We start from the raw sequence: 15731 nt of genomic DNA, 5'->3' as shown, positions 1-15731 counted from the left end.
TGCCCCCAATCAGCTACAGTTGTTGATACAATATTCTTAGCAAGCGTTTGTTCGTCTTGCACATCCATTTTCAGTATTTTCAATAAAATCTTTTGGAAGATTCCTTGGTACAAGACTTGATATGCTCCCCCTAAAAAACGAATTCTTGGCAATAAAGAACCATTTAAAAATATAAAAAATAAACTCGGGATTAGTCGTTCTGTTTGAAGATTTTTTTACAATGGAATCAGCTTCAAAATCAATACGGAGTCCAAAATGATCTGAATATAAAACGCCATCTCTTAACTGGAGAGGGCATACACGTTCTTCAACCGATAGCCAAAATAGATCTGTGGCGGTGGGCATAAAATTTTTCCATAGGCTTTGTGATTTTAGTTGAGATAATTCAACCCGTTTTGCTAATCGTCCATAATACGTCGCATAAAACTTATGACGTTTCAATAATTCTATTGCATATAATGCAAAAAATGGTTCTCATAGTGTGATAGTAGAAATATTATGGTCCTGCCTAAAGTGCTCGAATATGTCTTCATTAAGATTATAAATGTGCGTTACAATAGATTTTTTTGTCTTTGTAAATGTTTTGGAAACGCTGTTTTCAGAAATTGCCTATGCAGCTAAGATTGAACTTCTGGCGATAAAGCAATGTCATCTTGGCATTCGCTAACACTTTTCTTAGCCAATTGTTGCCGAGGTATCTCAAAGATTTTATAGGGTGTATCATCCATTCGAAGCTAGGCTAGGCCACGACGTGCCTGTTCTTCTAGAGTTCAGTTGAACAAGTAAACATTATATTGGTTACATTTCCCATAAGTTCGTGACCACTGCACTTGTATGTCCATAACCTATGGTCCACACACCAATGGTGTCTTTTATAGGCATTCAAGCGCAAGCCTTCTCATTGTTTAATGAGCGCTAGCCCTTCTGATGAAATTTTTCTCATATGCTTCTCCATACAAAAACTCTCTTCAAAGCAGAGTTGAATGACATCACTTTAAGTGAATGTTTTTCTGCTCTTCAAAAACAAAAGAGAAAGGGGATTTTGAAAAATGAAATCTTGAGGGTGAATGTAGGTGAGGTGGTTTCTGGTGAGGAGGGGGCTTTGTGGGATGCTTTTCGGGGAGGGTGATGGTTGTTGATTGGGTGCCGATGGGGTTGGAAAGTTTGCTGGAGAATGGGGAGATGAGCGGGCTTGATGCATGGATGAAAGGGGAAATGTGTGGAACTGGTTATTGGTGTGGGACTTTCAGTTGTGGGATATTCATGTGGGATGGCTCTTGATGGGTAGCTCTTGGGGGGGGCTAGAGAGGTGGTTGTGGGATGGGGAAGGGCTTGTGCTGGGATGATTTCTAGTTGGATAAGGAAATAAAAATGGAAATCCCTCAAGTGAATACATAAAATTTAAGACAAGCGAATGTTGCATCTCCTACAAGTTTAACCAGATATCTTTTTCAAGATACTGTTCTATCAAACTTACGTAAATGTTTTCATTTCTGATTAAATATACTGTTGATTTCTTGCTTTTTCGAGGCTGGTTTCATCAAAGTCACAAGACGTTGGCTAGAGCCTTCTTCTCCACAGGTTGACACGATGGAACTTACCGCCAAGTTTTTTAAATTGATCGCAGCATTGATGTCTCTATTATGAAGCGTACCACAATGAGAACATCTCCATTTATGCAGATTAAGAGGTAACTTTTCAGCCTTAGATCCGCAGTGATGACAAATCTTACTGCTCGCATACCAACGATCTGCAATAACAATCTATCGACCATAGCGTTTCGCCTTATATTCCAATTGGCGGCGAAACATATAAAAACTTTGATCTGTAAGAGCACGCGATAAATGCCGATTTTTCAGCAAACTTTTTACATGAAGATCTTCGAGACAAAACGTACCAAAACGCTGAACTAAATCTGTTGTAACCTTATGCAAATTATCTGTTCTAATATTGCTTCTCCTTACAACGATTATTCGAGCCTTTTCGTTTGCGACTTATACCTTTGAAGTGAGAGGGTGTTGGCATCTTGCATAGGCACTTCAAGAAAAGAGAAAAAAATAAAGAGATTGGCAAGAGTGCTAAAAATACGGACCGTTAAGAGAAAGCTCTTCTTCTCTCAATGAAAAAGCCATAATTCTTAAAGATTTTCGCTGTTTTGCGGAAAAATCATGTAAGTGATATTGAAGGGCAACCATGGAAAGGCAATCGCCACAAGATATTTTCCTTCTTATTCATTTTCATTAACCAATTTCAGTGTTGTTTTACCAAGCTTTGGGCATTTTTTTCAAAGACCATTCTCACGGCGTCTATAAGATTCACATTGCTTATTCTCATCAAGAGGCAGGCGTTTGAGAGAAAAAATCAATTACTCTAGAAAACGCTTCTATTCTGGCAAAAGCATTGCATGTTCTACGTTTTTGCACAACAAAAGATATATTGTTGCTAAAATCGCTCTAGAATTTCTCTATCGCTTTAAGATCTGCCTCTTTTTTGAGACGAAAGCCGCTTTGCCTTTGTTGAGGAATGCTGCTTATATTATTTTAAGTCTTACAAATCAAAAAAGCAGAGGAATCATCAACAGCAATAAAGTTGCTAAGATAATTAATCTACTGACGGTAATAAACCCAAATGCACAAGCTTAACTTTGCGCGTATAGCGTTTAAAAACGTTAAAAAATGACATTATAACTTAAGGACAGATTTATACTCAGAGATTCTTTTTCTGTGTGGGGAAACAGAGAGTGTTTTGTCCTCCGGTATCACTAAGTTCCTCTCAAGCCTCTCAACAAGTGTTTCGCCTTTTTTGTTTACTTTTTCATTTTCAGCCGCTGGATTTGCTACACTATATTGTTTGAGACGTCTTGTGCCTTGCGTGTGTTTGTAAAAACTCGCTGGAAGATACGTATCTAATTTATCAGAAGATAAGGGTGTATTGGGTTCGCATAACACGCCACGTATGTTATCTTCGTGCATTCTTGTTAATTTAGCAGCTTCGCGATACAGCTTTTTAGCAAGAGCTAAACTAAATATTCCACATTCAGAGGGGCTTCGTTGAATATCCATTTCACCCATGGAAAAATGACAATCAGGCAATTGACACTCTTGAAGGGCTTGTCTTGTTCTCACTCCTAACATTGTCGCACATATATTATTCATAAATGTTGTCGATTCAAACAATATCACGGACGTTTTATCTGCAATGGTTCGATGGTCAATCACCGCAAAATGGTTTCCTCTTTCCTGCGTGTTTACTATATATCTGGAAGATTGAATTCCACTCTCAATAACCTCTTTCAGTGAGAGGGTAAGGTCGTGAGGTGTTAATGCAAATTTGAGATGCATTTCTGGATATTTAAGATTTGCCTGCTTTACGAGGGCAGGCATCATTTTAAAATCTATATCTTCATAATCGGCAATGATCCAATAACCACTGGCGAGGTCATTTTCTAAAGTTGTAATAATATCTTTTAATTTTGTTGGGCTGAATGGGATACCTTTTGATTGGGTGGTTTTCATTTCTAAATGTGCTAGAGAGCTTTCTAATGTTTCATTGGTGAGAGCATCTTCTTGTGTTTGTGACGAGCTTTGGACGGTGTTGTTTAAATTTTGCAGGTTCATAATATTCACCTCCATGCTAACAATTTGCATGGGTTGTTATTTTTTCAGGCTGAGGAATGCGTTGATTTTGATTTTTTTCTCAAGGTTCAGAGAAAAAGAAATGAGGGCTTTTTTTATTAAGAAGGACTTCTAAAGCAAGATGAAGGGCTTTTTAGAAACACCACTAATTATTCTTTGCATCTTTAAATTTGCAAAAAAATGTGAAGGACTTGAGTGTAATCGCACCTTTTATCTTGATGTTCTAAAATGCGTTTTTTCTCTTGTCTTTATAGTCTCAACTTTTTTGATTATGACAGTTGAAGTTTAACTTCATACACAAACTCTCCCCTCCTGTTTTAAGTCTTACAAACAGGAAAATTAGGAGAATCTGCGCATATAAACAGACTTTATTTCTCAACAGGAATGCAGTGTTTCACTTCCCCTCCATATATGTACAAAAACATTCAAAACTACATCATCAGAGATTTATATTCAGAGACTCTTTTCTTGTGTAATGAAACGGAGACAGCTTTTCCCTCTGATTCAACTAAGTTCTTCTCAAACCTCTCATGAAGCGTTTCGCCTTTTTTATTCACTTTTTCATGTTCAGCTGCCGGATTTGCTTCACTATATTCCTTCAGACGTCTTGTGCCTTGCGTGTGTTTGTAAAAACTCGGTGGAAGATATGGATCCAGCTTATTATGGGGGAGAGTTGTATTTGGTTCGCATAATATGCCGCTTATATTGTCCTTGTGCATTCTTGTCAATTTATCAGCTTCGGTATGAAGCTTCTTAGCAAGTGCTAAACTTATTATTGAACATTCAGAGGAACTGCGTTGAATATCCATTTCCACTTTGGAAAAATGACATTCAGGCAATTCACGTTGAATGGTTAGTTGTAGCCTTATTGCAAGCAAGAGTGCTGCCTCACTCTCGAGAGTTGCAGGTTCAAAAGCTATCAAAGACGTTTTTCCATCAATGGTTCTATGATCAAGCACCACGGAATGGATCCCCCTGTCCGTCGTGTTCACTATATATTTGGAAGATGGAATTCCCTTATCAATGGCTTCTTTTATTGAACCGCAAAGGTCTTGAGATGTTGTAACAAATTTGAGATTTAATCCTTGATATTTACGATTTGCTTGCTCTACCAGAGCTGGAATCAGCTTGAGATCTGTATTTGCATAATGGTAATTGCCTCTGATCCCGCTCCCGTCCGCAATATCACGTTCCAGCTCCGCAATAATATCTTTTAATTCTTCGCGACTGAATGGGATCTTTTGTTCTTTTTCGATGTTGAGTTGCTCTAAATCTGCAGAAAGATTTTCTAACGATTCATTTTCGTTCTTACTTTCTTGTGTTTGTGATGAACCTTGGGCGATGCTTCTTGAATCTTGCGGTTTCATAATATTCACCTCTGTGTTAATGATCGACATGGAATACTATGTTGGTATTATGGTTGAATAATGTTGTGGTAGTTCATTTCCTTTTTATCAATTTTAGCTTAATACACGAAGCTGCTTCCTTTTTTGTGTCTTAATACAAATCAAGAAAATAAATAAATTTGCCAACATGAACGAATTCACCTCATAAACCGGAATGCAGGGCTTAATTCCTTTCCACATGTTGGCAAAAACATTTAAAATTACATCATCAGAGATTTATATTCCCTGACCCTTTTCTTGTGTGATGAAACGGAAACCGTTTTTTCGTCCTCTGTTTTCACTAAGTTTTTATCAAATCTCTCAGCAAGTGTTTCATCCTTTTTGTTTACTTTTTCATTTTCAGCCCCAGGATTTGACTTCATATATTGGTCGAGACGTCTTCTACCTTGCGTGTGTTTGTAAAAAGTCGCTGGAAGATATTGATCTAGCTTATCAGGAGGTAAAGGCATATCTGGTTCACATAATACGCCGTTAACATTGTCTCTGTGCAATCTCGTCAATTTATTAGCTTCGGTGTGAAGCTTTTTGGCAAGAGCTAGACTAAACACCCCACATTCAGAGGCACTTCGTTGAATATCCATTTCCACCACGGAAAAACTACACTCAGGAAATTCAGATTTAACGGCTATTTGTGTCCTTAGTGCTAACATTGCTGGTAACATATTATTGAGTGTTGCCGGTTCAAAAAATATTGCGGACGGTTTGTTATCAACGGTTTGATGATCGACCACCGCGAAATGGATTCCTCTATCCTTCACGTTTACTATATATCTGGAAGATGGAATCCCCGCATCGATAGTTTCTTTCAGTGATTTGGTAAAGTCTTGAGGTGATGTCGCAAATTTAAGATGCATATCTGGATATTTAAGATTCGCTTGCTCTACTAAAGAAGGCATCAATTTCATATCTGTACTTGCATACAGCTTTTTGACCCACGTCCCATCAGCAATATCATTCTCTAAATCTGTAATTATATCTTTTAATTGTTCTTTACTGATTTCATCATTTTCCGTTTGTGGGGTGTTCAATTGTTGTAATTTTGCAATAAGACTTTCTAAGGATTTATTCTCACCATCCCCTTCTTGAACTCTTGGTGAATTCTGGGCGCTGTTTTTTAAATCTTGTGGTTTCATAAGTTAAACTCCTTACTTATCTTATAAAGAGAAAAATATAACCTTTTTATACTGGCAAAATAATGGTTTATTTTAGGCAGGCAGCGCCTTATTGTGGCAAAAACGATCTTATATTCACTGCTTTTCTATCCTGAAAGGCAAGGAGATGGAGGTATGTTTCAAATCTAAACAGTTTTCGTAAAGGCTTTTCAAATTAAAATTTTCGGCTTCTCAATAAAGCATAAAAATCCAAAGGAGTGAAAAGCAGCTGCGCTTTGCATCTGCAAAATCTGTTAGAGTTTTGCTGGAATCTTCAAAGCATTTGAAGTTTTATTTCGATATTTTAGAATGGAAAGCTTTTTTGCCTTGAGAGTTTCAACGCAGCGATTGTAGGATTTATCTTCAATTTTTCTTCTATAGATAAACTGAAACAAACAGGGAAAAGCATAAAAAAAATTCTCCCAAAAGCAGGTTTTTTTCGCAATGATGCCAATTGATCTGAAAGATTCTTTTGCAACGACTTTTCTGCGACTTTTTTGGAAAAAGGTGAAGGACAATCGATAATTTGTTGTAAAAATAAAATCACAATACATCATGCGCAAACATAATTTAACAACAGGGTTTAGCTTTATTGTTGGCGATGTCGTGCTGACACGCAAGCGAAATCTCTCTGTTTTTCAGGACTCTTTGTCTTGAGCACGTTGTTTTATAGAGCTTCTACTCTTTGGTTTTGATATGCTCTTCGTAATCGCGTGATCGTCTTGTTTTGCAAGGAAGGCTCTCTTTCTTTCCAATCTTTGGAACTCTTTCCTCTTTTTTCAAGAAACAGGATAAGCAAATTGTTTACCACTCTTTTTATCTTATCATTTAAAGCCTATTCTTTGCTTTCTACAGAAAGCTCTGGAGGTGATTTTGCTTTTTAAGAGCGATTGCAATCAGATGTGAACGAACAATACAAGGGAATTTTATTTTGTTTCCTGACAAGTGTTTTTATTTGTCTCTTGATAGGAAAAAGTTTTGCGTAAGTCTTTATTACGCGTCAAAAGGCATTTCATTTTTCTGCTGTTGTGCTGCTGTTAGGGCAAGACTTTGATAGCTGAGGAGTCTCAGTGAGGGACATCATTTTGTTCAGTATGTCTTCTCATCCTTTTTCGAGGATGATTTTTCTTCTATTTAACAGAAGAGAATGGCAAAAACAAACTTTGCCCTTCATTACAATACTACAATATGTTTTATGTTTTTAAATAAATAGTGATAATATGACCAGAATGCATGTGAATGATAAATTGCGTCGATTTCTTTTTGTATTCGTTTTTTAAATAAATCTCCTTTTTGGAGGACGAAATATCAAGTGCATCATGAACAAGACGCAACGAACAAATAGGAGAGAGAGCGATTGTTCTTTGAACGCATTGTTTTGTGCTTTTTTATCCGATGATGACATGCGTAAAATCATCACAAGAGCTATTCTGCAAATCTTTCGCGTGTTTAAGAGCCATTTCTGTTTTATCGAGATAATTGTGCGATAGTGCATTGATTTATAAGGATCATTTATCATTTTGTATGGTGAATGAGAACCTCTCATAGCGTAAGATTCTTTCCTTGTTTGTTGCAAGCAAAGTTGGCGTGTGGGGAAAAATACTGAGAGGAAAGGCGAAAATGCTTCTCATGAATTGTTTCAACGCAAGGGTTGTCGCAACATTGGGGCTAGTAAATATCTGGTAAAGAGTATGATGGTGCCGGCTTGGCAAGTATCCTATTGCTCTTACCTGATGCCTGATCATCCTGTTTGTTGCCAAACAAAGACGTCTGATGACAAGGGGGGCTTGATGATAAGGGTAATTCGATAACAAGGGCGCCTTGAAGAGAGGAACTCAAAAGCGGATTTTTGGCATCTTCTAGGTCAAACTAAAGTGTTTCGTATACACTGCAATCGTAGGGTGTGGAGTTGGAACTTTTTCTCTGACTTCTTTTGTTGATAAAAAGTGTGATGCGGTCCTTCATTGTAAGGAGAGCAAGTCAATGAGAGGGGAGATTTTTTCTGTTGCTTTCTTTTCACACACAAATCTTTCTTGTGTCGAGGTTCTAACGTTATCAGGGTAAACTTATAAAGTGAAGTGATGGGAAAGTGAAGTGATGGGAGCATCAATTGATGACAGAGACGATCGCTAATAACAGAAGCTGTTTTTCTTAAGTCCGCCAATATTCATTGGGAAAGACTTATTGCGCTTTGTTGAAAAGATGCAAAACTTTTATCTTTTTGAATATTCACAGATTTTTAAAAGAGGGGGATTGAAAATTTTTATGCAGGCTGTTACACCTCTCTTTAATGCATGAAGCTATCAAAGTGCCTACGCGTGTGTGTATTGCGACGGTTGACAAATCGAAGATGCGAAAGCTCCCTTGGGGTGTTTTCATAATCTGATGTGATTTGTGGGTTAGCGTATGGTTTAACGTAGGGATTGTGTTTTCTCTTATACATATCATACTATGGGGGAAATTTGTGACAGGACTCTATGCAGAAGGGGCACTGATGAGCAGTGCTGTAACAGATCTTAAGGAGCGGGGAATGTCAGTATGACAACAGACAACCAGCAATCACAACAATCTTCTCAGGGACAAGCTTATGCTTCTCTTCTTGCAGATTCAATGGTAGACAAAGAATCTAAACTTCGCTCATTCAAAAGTGCGATGTTTCTCTCAAAAAAAGATTATATCATAATAGTCTCTATCTCTATCATAATGTTGATTCTCGGAGCTTTTCAACCAACAACTCTGTTCATGTTTTTTTTCCAGTTTTTTAGTGGGATAGGAAGCCTTTTTGGAAGTGGCTTTGGTTCCTTTATATTTGGGCTGCCGGTTTTGTTATGGGCTCTTTCTGTCATGCTTTTACCTGTGGTTTTGGTGCTCCATTTAATACTGGATCGTAAATTAAAAGCAATGATGGGAAATTTAGAAAAATCATCTGAACAGCACAACAAACCAGCCACTGCATAAATGCCATAGGAAAAAATAACAATGTTTACATTATTCTTCGCGTTCTTATCTTTTTTAGGAATCGTCATACTTGCTCTTTTAAATGGTGTTTTGCTGATTGGGATTTATTATCTTTTTATCAAACGTGTGAGATTGTACCTTACTCTGGATAAAGAGCTGAAAGACAGTCACTAAACAATAAAGGAAGCAATTGAGTAGTGGTTGAGAAAACAGAAAAGAAATCAAAAAATGAAGGGGAAAAATTCAGTTTTTGGTAAAGTTTTTGATAAAAAACAGCTTTCTCTTTCTTGGCAAGATTATAAAAAAATCTTCTCCCTCTCGACGGGTTTGGTCATTTCTCTCACCATCGTGTGCGTTGTATACCAAGCGAATTGGGGAGAGGGTATCTTTTCCTTTAGGATATTCTTGCTGCTTGCATGGGGTTTGCTGTGCGCTCTTTTGTTCTTACCGATCATCTTGATATTTCGCATTATCGTGACGGGTAAGCTGAAAAAAATGATTCAGCAATTGGAAGAAGAGAGGGAGCAGCAGGAGAAACCGCTTACAGCGTCGGATGCAAGAGATGAGGGAAAATAAAGAGTTTTGTTGTTTTCTTTTTCCACTTTCTCTTGCATTATGGTGTTTGGTTCTTTCGTCAAAGAGGCAAATGGTGCGTTTTATAACTCTTATTCTCAACACTTCGAACGTGTATGTTAATGCAATTGTATGATTGTATGGCAAAGAGACTGAAACCCGAGATAAAAGCGTGACACGGGGCTTGAGAAATTAATGAATATTTTAGAGTAAGAGTCTTGCAATTGCGCAAGTGCAATAAGACTTTTCAGTGAAAACTATGCCTAGTGAAAATCTGCAATGGGAAATAATAACGCTTAAGAGAGGGAAGATTTTGTGGTGAGAAGTGGTGGAGCAAAGAGGTACAGTGGAGCGTACAAGGGGCAGGAGTGCCAAGAAGAGATTCATGTTTTGATATTGTCTCCAGTGAGGATTAGGATATGAAAAGCTATCGCTATAAAATGGGAACCGAGGGAGATAAGCTTTGAGAAAAACAAAGCAATTCATTCCTTTTGATCAAGAACAGTTCAAAAACTCTCAAGAAAATGTGGAAAAAAGTGAGGAAAAAATGAAGGGGAAAAATTCAGCATTTGGTCTAGGATTGCGTTTCCTTTTGTTCAAAAAATCAATGGTTTTTTTATTGAAAAATTATAAAAAAAAGTCTCGCAACTTTTTCATCGTGTATTGTACTTCTCTTGTCTGGATCGCTTTAGAGAACCCCGCTTGCGCAAAGTCTTTCACACAGATGTTGGGTTGGGCGAGATGGGATGGTGTTGGTAATCTTCTCTTTCTTTTACCGGTTTTGATCTGGGGATGTATTTTTGTTCCTCTCCCCATCCTTTGGGGATTCCACAATATTCGGGATCGTAAATTGAAAAAAATGATTCAGAAATTGGAAAAAACGACAGAACAGCAGGATGAGGAAGATAGGGGATAAACTCCATGGGTCCAGGAGCGATCATTCTTCTCATCCCGATCATTTTATTTATGTTTTTTTGTGTCGGGTTCTTGGCCATTTTAGTCACGACGATAATCATGGTGCCTTATTATTCTTTTCTTAAACGTTTGAGGCTGTATTACAGAGTGAAGGAACTGAAACGAGAGATAAAAGAACATCCGCAGTACCTTTGTGATCTTGAAAACAATGAAAAAGAAAATAAGAATAAGATTTTCGTCCTCAACACTAAGGGCAATACCTTTTTGCTTAAAAAGTGGTTGGCTTTTTCGTGGAAAGATTATGCCGTCATATTTTTTTTCTCTCTCATCATTATTGCTTTCAAAGGGTATGTTTATATAAATTTTGTACAAGAGATGAATTATGTGCAAGAGATGAGTAAAAGTCTAAAAAGCGCCAATAAAGAGAGACTTGAAGAGTTTACTATTCTCTTGTTTTGGCTGGTCTTTATATCGGTATGGGTTGTGGTAACGCTCCCTGTTATTTTGATGCTTCGTGCACTCTTAACTTCTCAGTTGAAAAAAAAGATTCAGCGGTTGAAAGAATTAACATGCAAACAAGATCAAGTCGTTCATAAATAGAACACGAGGGAGAAAAAGTGCCTAATACGATGATAATAACGCATTATATATAAAAATACAATAAAGTCAATGGTTTGAGTGAAATTCTTTTATAAGAATCCACTTAAGAATCCACACTTTTATGCATGATTCATTTGACCATTTTTTATATAAGATTGCCATGTATGAATAGACCCCAAAAAGCTAATCATAAAGAAGTTTAAGAAGAAAAAACAACTTCAAAATGTCCTTCAAGCGTTTTAACTTCTTTCGGATTAACAATAATCTTGATATCGTTTCCCAATTTTGCCAAACACTCAAGCATTTTCATTTCACTAATTCCTCGAAATTCTCCACTTAAGAGTTTAGACAATTTGGGTTGAGTCATTTTCAAAAGTTGACTAGCCTGTTTTTGTGTTAAGTTCTTTTCTTTCAGAATTTGACTAATCTTATGAGCAAGTTGCGCTTTGATAAGCATCTCTCTGGAATCTGAAAAGCCAAGATCCGCATAAACATTGGAACTACCGTGAAAAACATTGATCATTTTAATTCCCTTCTAATTGTTCTGCTAACTTGAGACGTTCTTTGATCAGATTAACGTCTGGTTTTGGTGTTGCAATGCCACGGGTCGATTTTTTCTGAAAACAATGCAACACATAAAGAGATTTTTTATATTGTATCGTATAAACAGCGCGATAAGTTCCTTGAATATCGCGTTCAATAATTTCTAGAACATTGGCAGATCCAAACCCCTTGAGAACCTTAACATTTTCTCCTCTATCTCCTATCTGAGCAAGATAAAGAGCATAACCAATCCTTTGTTGAATAAGATCAGGAAGACTTTTTATATCTTTGAGTGAAGAACCAAGCCATATGATACGTTTTATTTTACTCATGATTATTAATATACCCATATGGGTATATTTTCAAGTGGTTATTTTAATTTTGTGATTTTTTTATAACTATTATTAATAAAATTGACTTGATAAAAATGGTAACAAAAAACCATAATTGTTTATTTGTTTTATGAAAAGCTGCTTTTAAAAACCAATGCTCGTAAATGTAAAAAGAACGTTTTTTACAGATATTTATTGAATATGCATGTTCTTTTGATTGGATTGTTAAAGCTACCGAGCGTTTTGATTTGTTTGGTAGGTTTGATAGCCATGACAAGCGTTTTATAGGCTCTGTAATTCCAATGAGTGATTAAAGATCATACGCACCATTTACGTTTCTTTTGATAAGTTTTTATATCTCTAATAGAGCACTTGCAATATGATACGTTTTGTATATATGCATTGATTACTCCATTGTGGATGATTCATTTTAATCAATAAGAAATGCTATTTGAAAGCCGCGTCATATCATTTGGCACGGCTTTTTTTTATTTTACTCTCTCTTTTATTATATGTTTATAGCAATGCATTTTATATGCGTTTATAACCATAAAGAATGCACGCCCCATGCGTGTTTTTATTCTGTTTTATCAGTTATATTGACAACATTATCCCTTTCATAAACCTCACAATTTTTTGGAACCAACCTTACTTTGCTTTTTTTGTTGATTTTTGCATTGCCATAAGCACGCCCCCAGATCGTTGCACAATATGAGATTTTAGCATTGCCATAAACAGAGCCATAAATCTCACAAGAGCCACTCACACAAGCATTCCCATAGACCTTGCCATAAATTTTTGCACGACCATTAATAACAGCATAATTATAAATTTTTGCATGGCTATAAATACAAGCCAAGCCAGAAACCTTGGCATGACCATAAACGCGTGCATAACTAAAAACCGTAGCATCATAAGAAACATGCGCATGGTCATAAATATGAGCATCAGCAAGAACGCGGGCACTACCATTCACATGAGCATTACCATAAATATTGCCATAAACATGAGCATTGCCATAGACAAAAGCATGGTCATAAATTTTAGCATATTGAGAGATAAAAGCTTTTCCATAGACTTCAGCATTGCCATAAACTTGACCACAGACTTGAGAAAAATGGCGTATTTTTGCATCATCATACACTCTTGCATGACCGTAGACACAAGCCTCATCATACACCCAGCAATTGCCATCATGGGATAGGTTAACTTCCTTTTCAATAAAGCCGCCTAAAGACCCTGCCTTTATATCATCAAAATCTTTTAAAGCTTTAATGCGATAAAGGTTTATAATATTTCGAGTAAGAGCATGTTTGATTTTTTTGATTTCACTGGTTAATTCGTATTTTTTGCACATAGAAGACCCTCACAATCTAATGTGATAAACATTTGCTAAATTTTTAAATGAGATGTTTAAAGAAGGGCGCCCCCGCTGCGCCTGCACTTTCATTTACACTGCTTTATTGATTAGACCCAGACAATCTCTAATTCACCATAAGGAGAGAGACGTTCAGTATAGTTTTTTATTTTAGTAGACCCGCCGACATTTTCACGAATAACAGCAATGCCATGAATATTGGCATTTTCACAAACATGTACATTATTTGCTATACGAGCGTTTTCATAAACCCTAGCATTGTCATAAACATAGGCATTATCATAAATAATAGCCTTGCCATACACATGAGCATTACCATAGACATAGCCAGCAACGATAGCATTGCCAAAAACCTTTGCATTTTCATAAACGTGACCATTTTTAAACACAAGAGCATCATCATACACCCAGCAATTTCCCTCATGAGAGAGGTTATCTTCCTTTTCAATAAAGCCACCTAAATCATCAGCCTTAACATCAGCAAAGTCTTTTAATGCTTTAATGCGATAAAGGGTATGATTACCAAATACACGCGTTTCATTTGTGAGTGCAAATTTCTTTTGCATGAGCACAATTCCTTTAATAAAGAGATTTAAATTTTTAAATGAGATGTTTAAAGGAGGGCGCCCCCACCGCGCCCACGCGTTATTTAAGCAGCGTCTTTTAGTGACTGATTATCATCACAGATATCATTACGAATTTTTGCACGGCTATTCACAACAGCATTGCCATAAATTTGCACATGATGATCAATATTTGATTTGCCATAGACCTTGGCATGATCATAAATTCTTACAAAGCAACCAACACGAGCTGAGCCAGAAACCTTGGCATGACCATAGATACTTGAATAATCCTTAATCCAAGCATTACAAAAAACATGGGCATTATCATAAACCCGCGCCCAGACATAAATGCGTGACTTGCCATACACACGGGCATTGCCAAAAATATAGCCACAAACATAGGCACGGGCATTGTCATAAACCTTGGCACCATTAGAAATAGTAGCATTATCACTAATTACGGCATTACCATAAACATGCCCACAGACCTTAGCGTTATCATGAATTTTTGCATTATCATAAATATGAGCGGTTGTATCAAAAACCAATGCCTTGCCATTGACGATAGCATTACCATACACCTTGGCACCTCTAAAGATTTTCGCATCATTATAGATTTTAGCATTTTCATAAACAGTTGCATTGAAAAGAACCGCGGCATTATCATAGACCCAGCAATTGCCATCATGGGATAAGTTACTTTCATTTTCAATAAAACCGCCGAGGTCTCCCGCCTTAACATCATCAAAATCTCTTAGAGCACGAATGCGGTGTAAAGTAAGACCATCAAAAGTGAATTTTTCATTGGTAAATTCGTATTTTTTTGCAGGCTGTTGTTGATTAACAGGGGCGGTTTCATTTGCAATGGAAGAGATAACGGGGGGGATTTTTGAGATATTTTTCATAATTAAAACCTTGATGTTAATATTGTTTTCAATTGACAACCTATAAAGGCGCCGGGTGTTGAAAACACGGCATCAAGTCCGTCGGCATGCCTTCCCCATAGGGTTTTGTATAGCATGACCACACCCGACAAAATTCTCATATATGCTAATCACAGCATAAAAGATAGTCAGTTTTTTGATATGGGAAAGATTGTTTCGTAATCTACCCGCTTGATGTTTAAGTGTTTTCAGCACTTGATCATTTATATAATAAAATACGTATTTATTGTCAAATAATATTTTGTCTCTTTTGATATTTTTTATGTTTTTTAAATTCATTATGTGTAAATATTTATCATGTTCTTATCAATTGCTTCTTTTATATTTATGTGTTTTTAAAGCTATATTATAGGCTTCATTAAACGATTGCGTATTTTCTGAATCTATACATTTATAATATTTAGAAACGCTCTCATCATGCGTGTTTTTATCTTTATAACCTATCAGTTTTTTTACTAAATGGTTTTTAAGATTTCTGTTAATTTCCTTTATAACGCATTTGCAATTTAACAGCCTTTTATAGCTGTTATCTTCTTTATAGCTACCGCATCATTTTTCATTTTCATAAGAGAAATGATAAAGATGATAATGTGATTTATTTGTTATAAAACATCTAAAGAGAGACTGATAATTATAGAGATTATCGAACTCTCTTTAAACAGAGCTTTCGAAAAGTATACATTTATCATTTTAGATTACGATATAGTTTTTTAAAAGCAATCCAAATAAG

At 36.4% G+C, this 15731-nt stretch carries 18 protein-coding genes and 1 pseudogene; 6 read left to right on the top strand and 13 right to left on the bottom strand.

Going from position 1 to position 15731, the window contains the following annotated elements; genetic code table 11:
• Positions 1-36: 36 nt before the first annotated feature.
• Positions 37-345, bottom strand: coding sequence for a hypothetical protein (locus ACKC4Y_RS07470; protein WP_447582414.1), 309 nt, complete (start codon positions 343-345; stop codon positions 37-39).
• A 199-nt stretch (positions 346-544) separates the two neighbouring features.
• Here ACKC4Y_RS07470 and ACKC4Y_RS07465 point away from each other — a divergent pair, with 199 nt between their 5' ends.
• On the top strand, positions 545-667 hold the full coding sequence (locus ACKC4Y_RS07465) for a hypothetical protein (RefSeq protein ID WP_447582413.1): 123 nt from the start codon (positions 545-547) through the stop codon (positions 665-667).
• Positions 668-825: 158 nt separating this feature from the next.
• Here the strand turns inward: ACKC4Y_RS07465 and ACKC4Y_RS07460 are convergent.
• Positions 826-943, bottom strand: a pseudogene (locus tag ACKC4Y_RS07460) (lysozyme); the annotation flags it as partial.
• 185 nt (positions 944-1128) lie between these two features.
• On the opposite strand from ACKC4Y_RS07460, the gene ACKC4Y_RS07455 reads away from it, so the two are divergent.
• Positions 1129-1281, top strand: coding sequence for a hypothetical protein (locus ACKC4Y_RS07455; RefSeq protein ID WP_409361114.1), 153 nt, complete (start codon positions 1129-1131; stop codon positions 1279-1281).
• 206 nt (positions 1282-1487) lie between these two features.
• Here the strand turns inward: ACKC4Y_RS07455 and ACKC4Y_RS07450 are convergent, their stop codons facing one another.
• Both ACKC4Y_RS07450 and ACKC4Y_RS07445 read right to left on the bottom strand, forming a co-directional pair.
• Positions 1488-1727 (bottom strand): zinc ribbon domain-containing protein, encoded by a 240-nt coding sequence (locus tag ACKC4Y_RS07450; protein WP_409362168.1) that lies wholly within the window; start codon positions 1725-1727, stop codon positions 1488-1490.
• 36 nt (positions 1728-1763) lie between these two features.
• Positions 1764-1934: an IS200/IS605 family accessory protein TnpB-related protein gene (locus tag ACKC4Y_RS07445; protein WP_409361113.1), complete on the bottom strand. Its 171-nt coding sequence runs from the start codon at positions 1932-1934 to the stop codon at positions 1764-1766.
• A 414-nt stretch (positions 1935-2348) separates the two neighbouring features.
• Here ACKC4Y_RS07445 and ACKC4Y_RS07440 point away from each other — a divergent pair, with 414 nt between their 5' ends.
• Positions 2349-2642 (top strand): hypothetical protein, encoded by a 294-nt coding sequence (locus ACKC4Y_RS07440; protein WP_409361112.1) that lies wholly within the window; start codon positions 2349-2351, stop codon positions 2640-2642.
• A gap of 39 nt (positions 2643-2681) precedes the next feature.
• On the opposite strand, the gene ACKC4Y_RS07435 is transcribed toward ACKC4Y_RS07440, so the two are convergent.
• From ACKC4Y_RS07435 to ACKC4Y_RS07425, 3 genes are all read right to left on the bottom strand, one after another.
• Complete coding sequence (locus tag ACKC4Y_RS07435; protein ID WP_409361111.1) at positions 2682-3617, bottom strand: YopJ/AvrA family T3SS effector serine/threonine acetyltransferase; 936 nt, start codon at positions 3615-3617, stop codon at positions 2682-2684.
• A 449-nt stretch (positions 3618-4066) separates the two neighbouring features.
• Positions 4067-5002, bottom strand: a complete 936-nt coding sequence (locus ACKC4Y_RS07430) for a YopJ/AvrA family T3SS effector serine/threonine acetyltransferase (protein ID WP_409361110.1) — start codon at positions 5000-5002, stop codon at positions 4067-4069.
• 239 nt (positions 5003-5241) lie between these two features.
• Positions 5242-6174: a YopJ/AvrA family T3SS effector serine/threonine acetyltransferase gene (locus ACKC4Y_RS07425; protein ID WP_409361109.1), complete on the bottom strand. Its 933-nt coding sequence runs from the start codon at positions 6172-6174 to the stop codon at positions 5242-5244.
• A gap of 2556 nt (positions 6175-8730) precedes the next feature.
• On the opposite strand from ACKC4Y_RS07425, the gene ACKC4Y_RS07420 reads away from it, so the two are divergent.
• Both ACKC4Y_RS07420 and ACKC4Y_RS07415 read left to right on the top strand, forming a co-directional pair.
• The gene (locus tag ACKC4Y_RS07420) at positions 8731-9150 is read left to right on the top strand and encodes a hypothetical protein (RefSeq protein ID WP_409361108.1); all 420 of its coding nucleotides are present in this window, start codon (positions 8731-8733) and stop codon (positions 9148-9150) included.
• 228 nt (positions 9151-9378) lie between these two features.
• Positions 9379-9726: a hypothetical protein gene (locus tag ACKC4Y_RS07415; protein WP_409361107.1), complete on the top strand. Its 348-nt coding sequence runs from the start codon at positions 9379-9381 to the stop codon at positions 9724-9726.
• Between the two features lie 713 nt (positions 9727-10439).
• Here the strand turns inward: ACKC4Y_RS07415 and ACKC4Y_RS07410 are convergent.
• A complete protein-coding gene (locus ACKC4Y_RS07410) occupies positions 10440-10739 on the bottom strand; it encodes a hypothetical protein (RefSeq protein WP_409361106.1) in 300 nt (99 codons plus the stop codon).
• A 292-nt stretch (positions 10740-11031) separates the two neighbouring features.
• Between ACKC4Y_RS07410 and ACKC4Y_RS07405 the strand changes: the two genes are divergently transcribed.
• The gene (locus tag ACKC4Y_RS07405) at positions 11032-11238 is read left to right on the top strand and encodes a hypothetical protein (RefSeq protein ID WP_409361105.1); all 207 of its coding nucleotides are present in this window, start codon (positions 11032-11034) and stop codon (positions 11236-11238) included.
• A 199-nt stretch (positions 11239-11437) separates the two neighbouring features.
• Here the strand turns inward: ACKC4Y_RS07405 and ACKC4Y_RS07400 are convergent, their stop codons facing one another.
• The 5 genes from ACKC4Y_RS07400 to ACKC4Y_RS07380 all read right to left on the bottom strand — a co-directional run bounded on the left by ACKC4Y_RS07400 (position 11438) and on the right by ACKC4Y_RS07380 (position 14962).
• Complete coding sequence (locus ACKC4Y_RS07400) at positions 11438-11761, bottom strand: helix-turn-helix domain-containing protein (protein WP_015856199.1); 324 nt, start codon at positions 11759-11761, stop codon at positions 11438-11440.
• Between the two features lies 1 nt (position 11762).
• Entirely contained in the window at positions 11763-12113 is a 351-nt protein-coding gene (locus ACKC4Y_RS07395) for a type II toxin-antitoxin system RelE/ParE family toxin (protein WP_034452165.1), read from the bottom strand.
• 577 nt (positions 12114-12690) lie between these two features.
• On the bottom strand, positions 12691-13470 hold the full coding sequence (locus ACKC4Y_RS07390; RefSeq protein ID WP_208439696.1) for a hypothetical protein: 780 nt from the start codon (positions 13468-13470) through the stop codon (positions 12691-12693).
• A 110-nt stretch (positions 13471-13580) separates the two neighbouring features.
• A complete protein-coding gene (locus tag ACKC4Y_RS07385; RefSeq protein WP_409361104.1) occupies positions 13581-14057 on the bottom strand; it encodes a hypothetical protein in 477 nt (158 codons plus the stop codon).
• A gap of 83 nt (positions 14058-14140) precedes the next feature.
• Entirely contained in the window at positions 14141-14962 is an 822-nt protein-coding gene (locus ACKC4Y_RS07380; RefSeq protein ID WP_409361103.1) for a hypothetical protein, read from the bottom strand.
• Between the last annotated feature and the right edge of the window lie 769 nt (positions 14963-15731).

It is taken from the genome of Bartonella heixiaziensis, assembly GCF_046245125.2.
Taxonomy (GTDB): domain Bacteria; phylum Pseudomonadota; class Alphaproteobacteria; order Rhizobiales; family Rhizobiaceae; genus Bartonella; species Bartonella heixiaziensis.
Note: the sequence above shows the minus strand (reverse complement) of the source record. Positions and strands in the feature narration are given on the sequence as shown.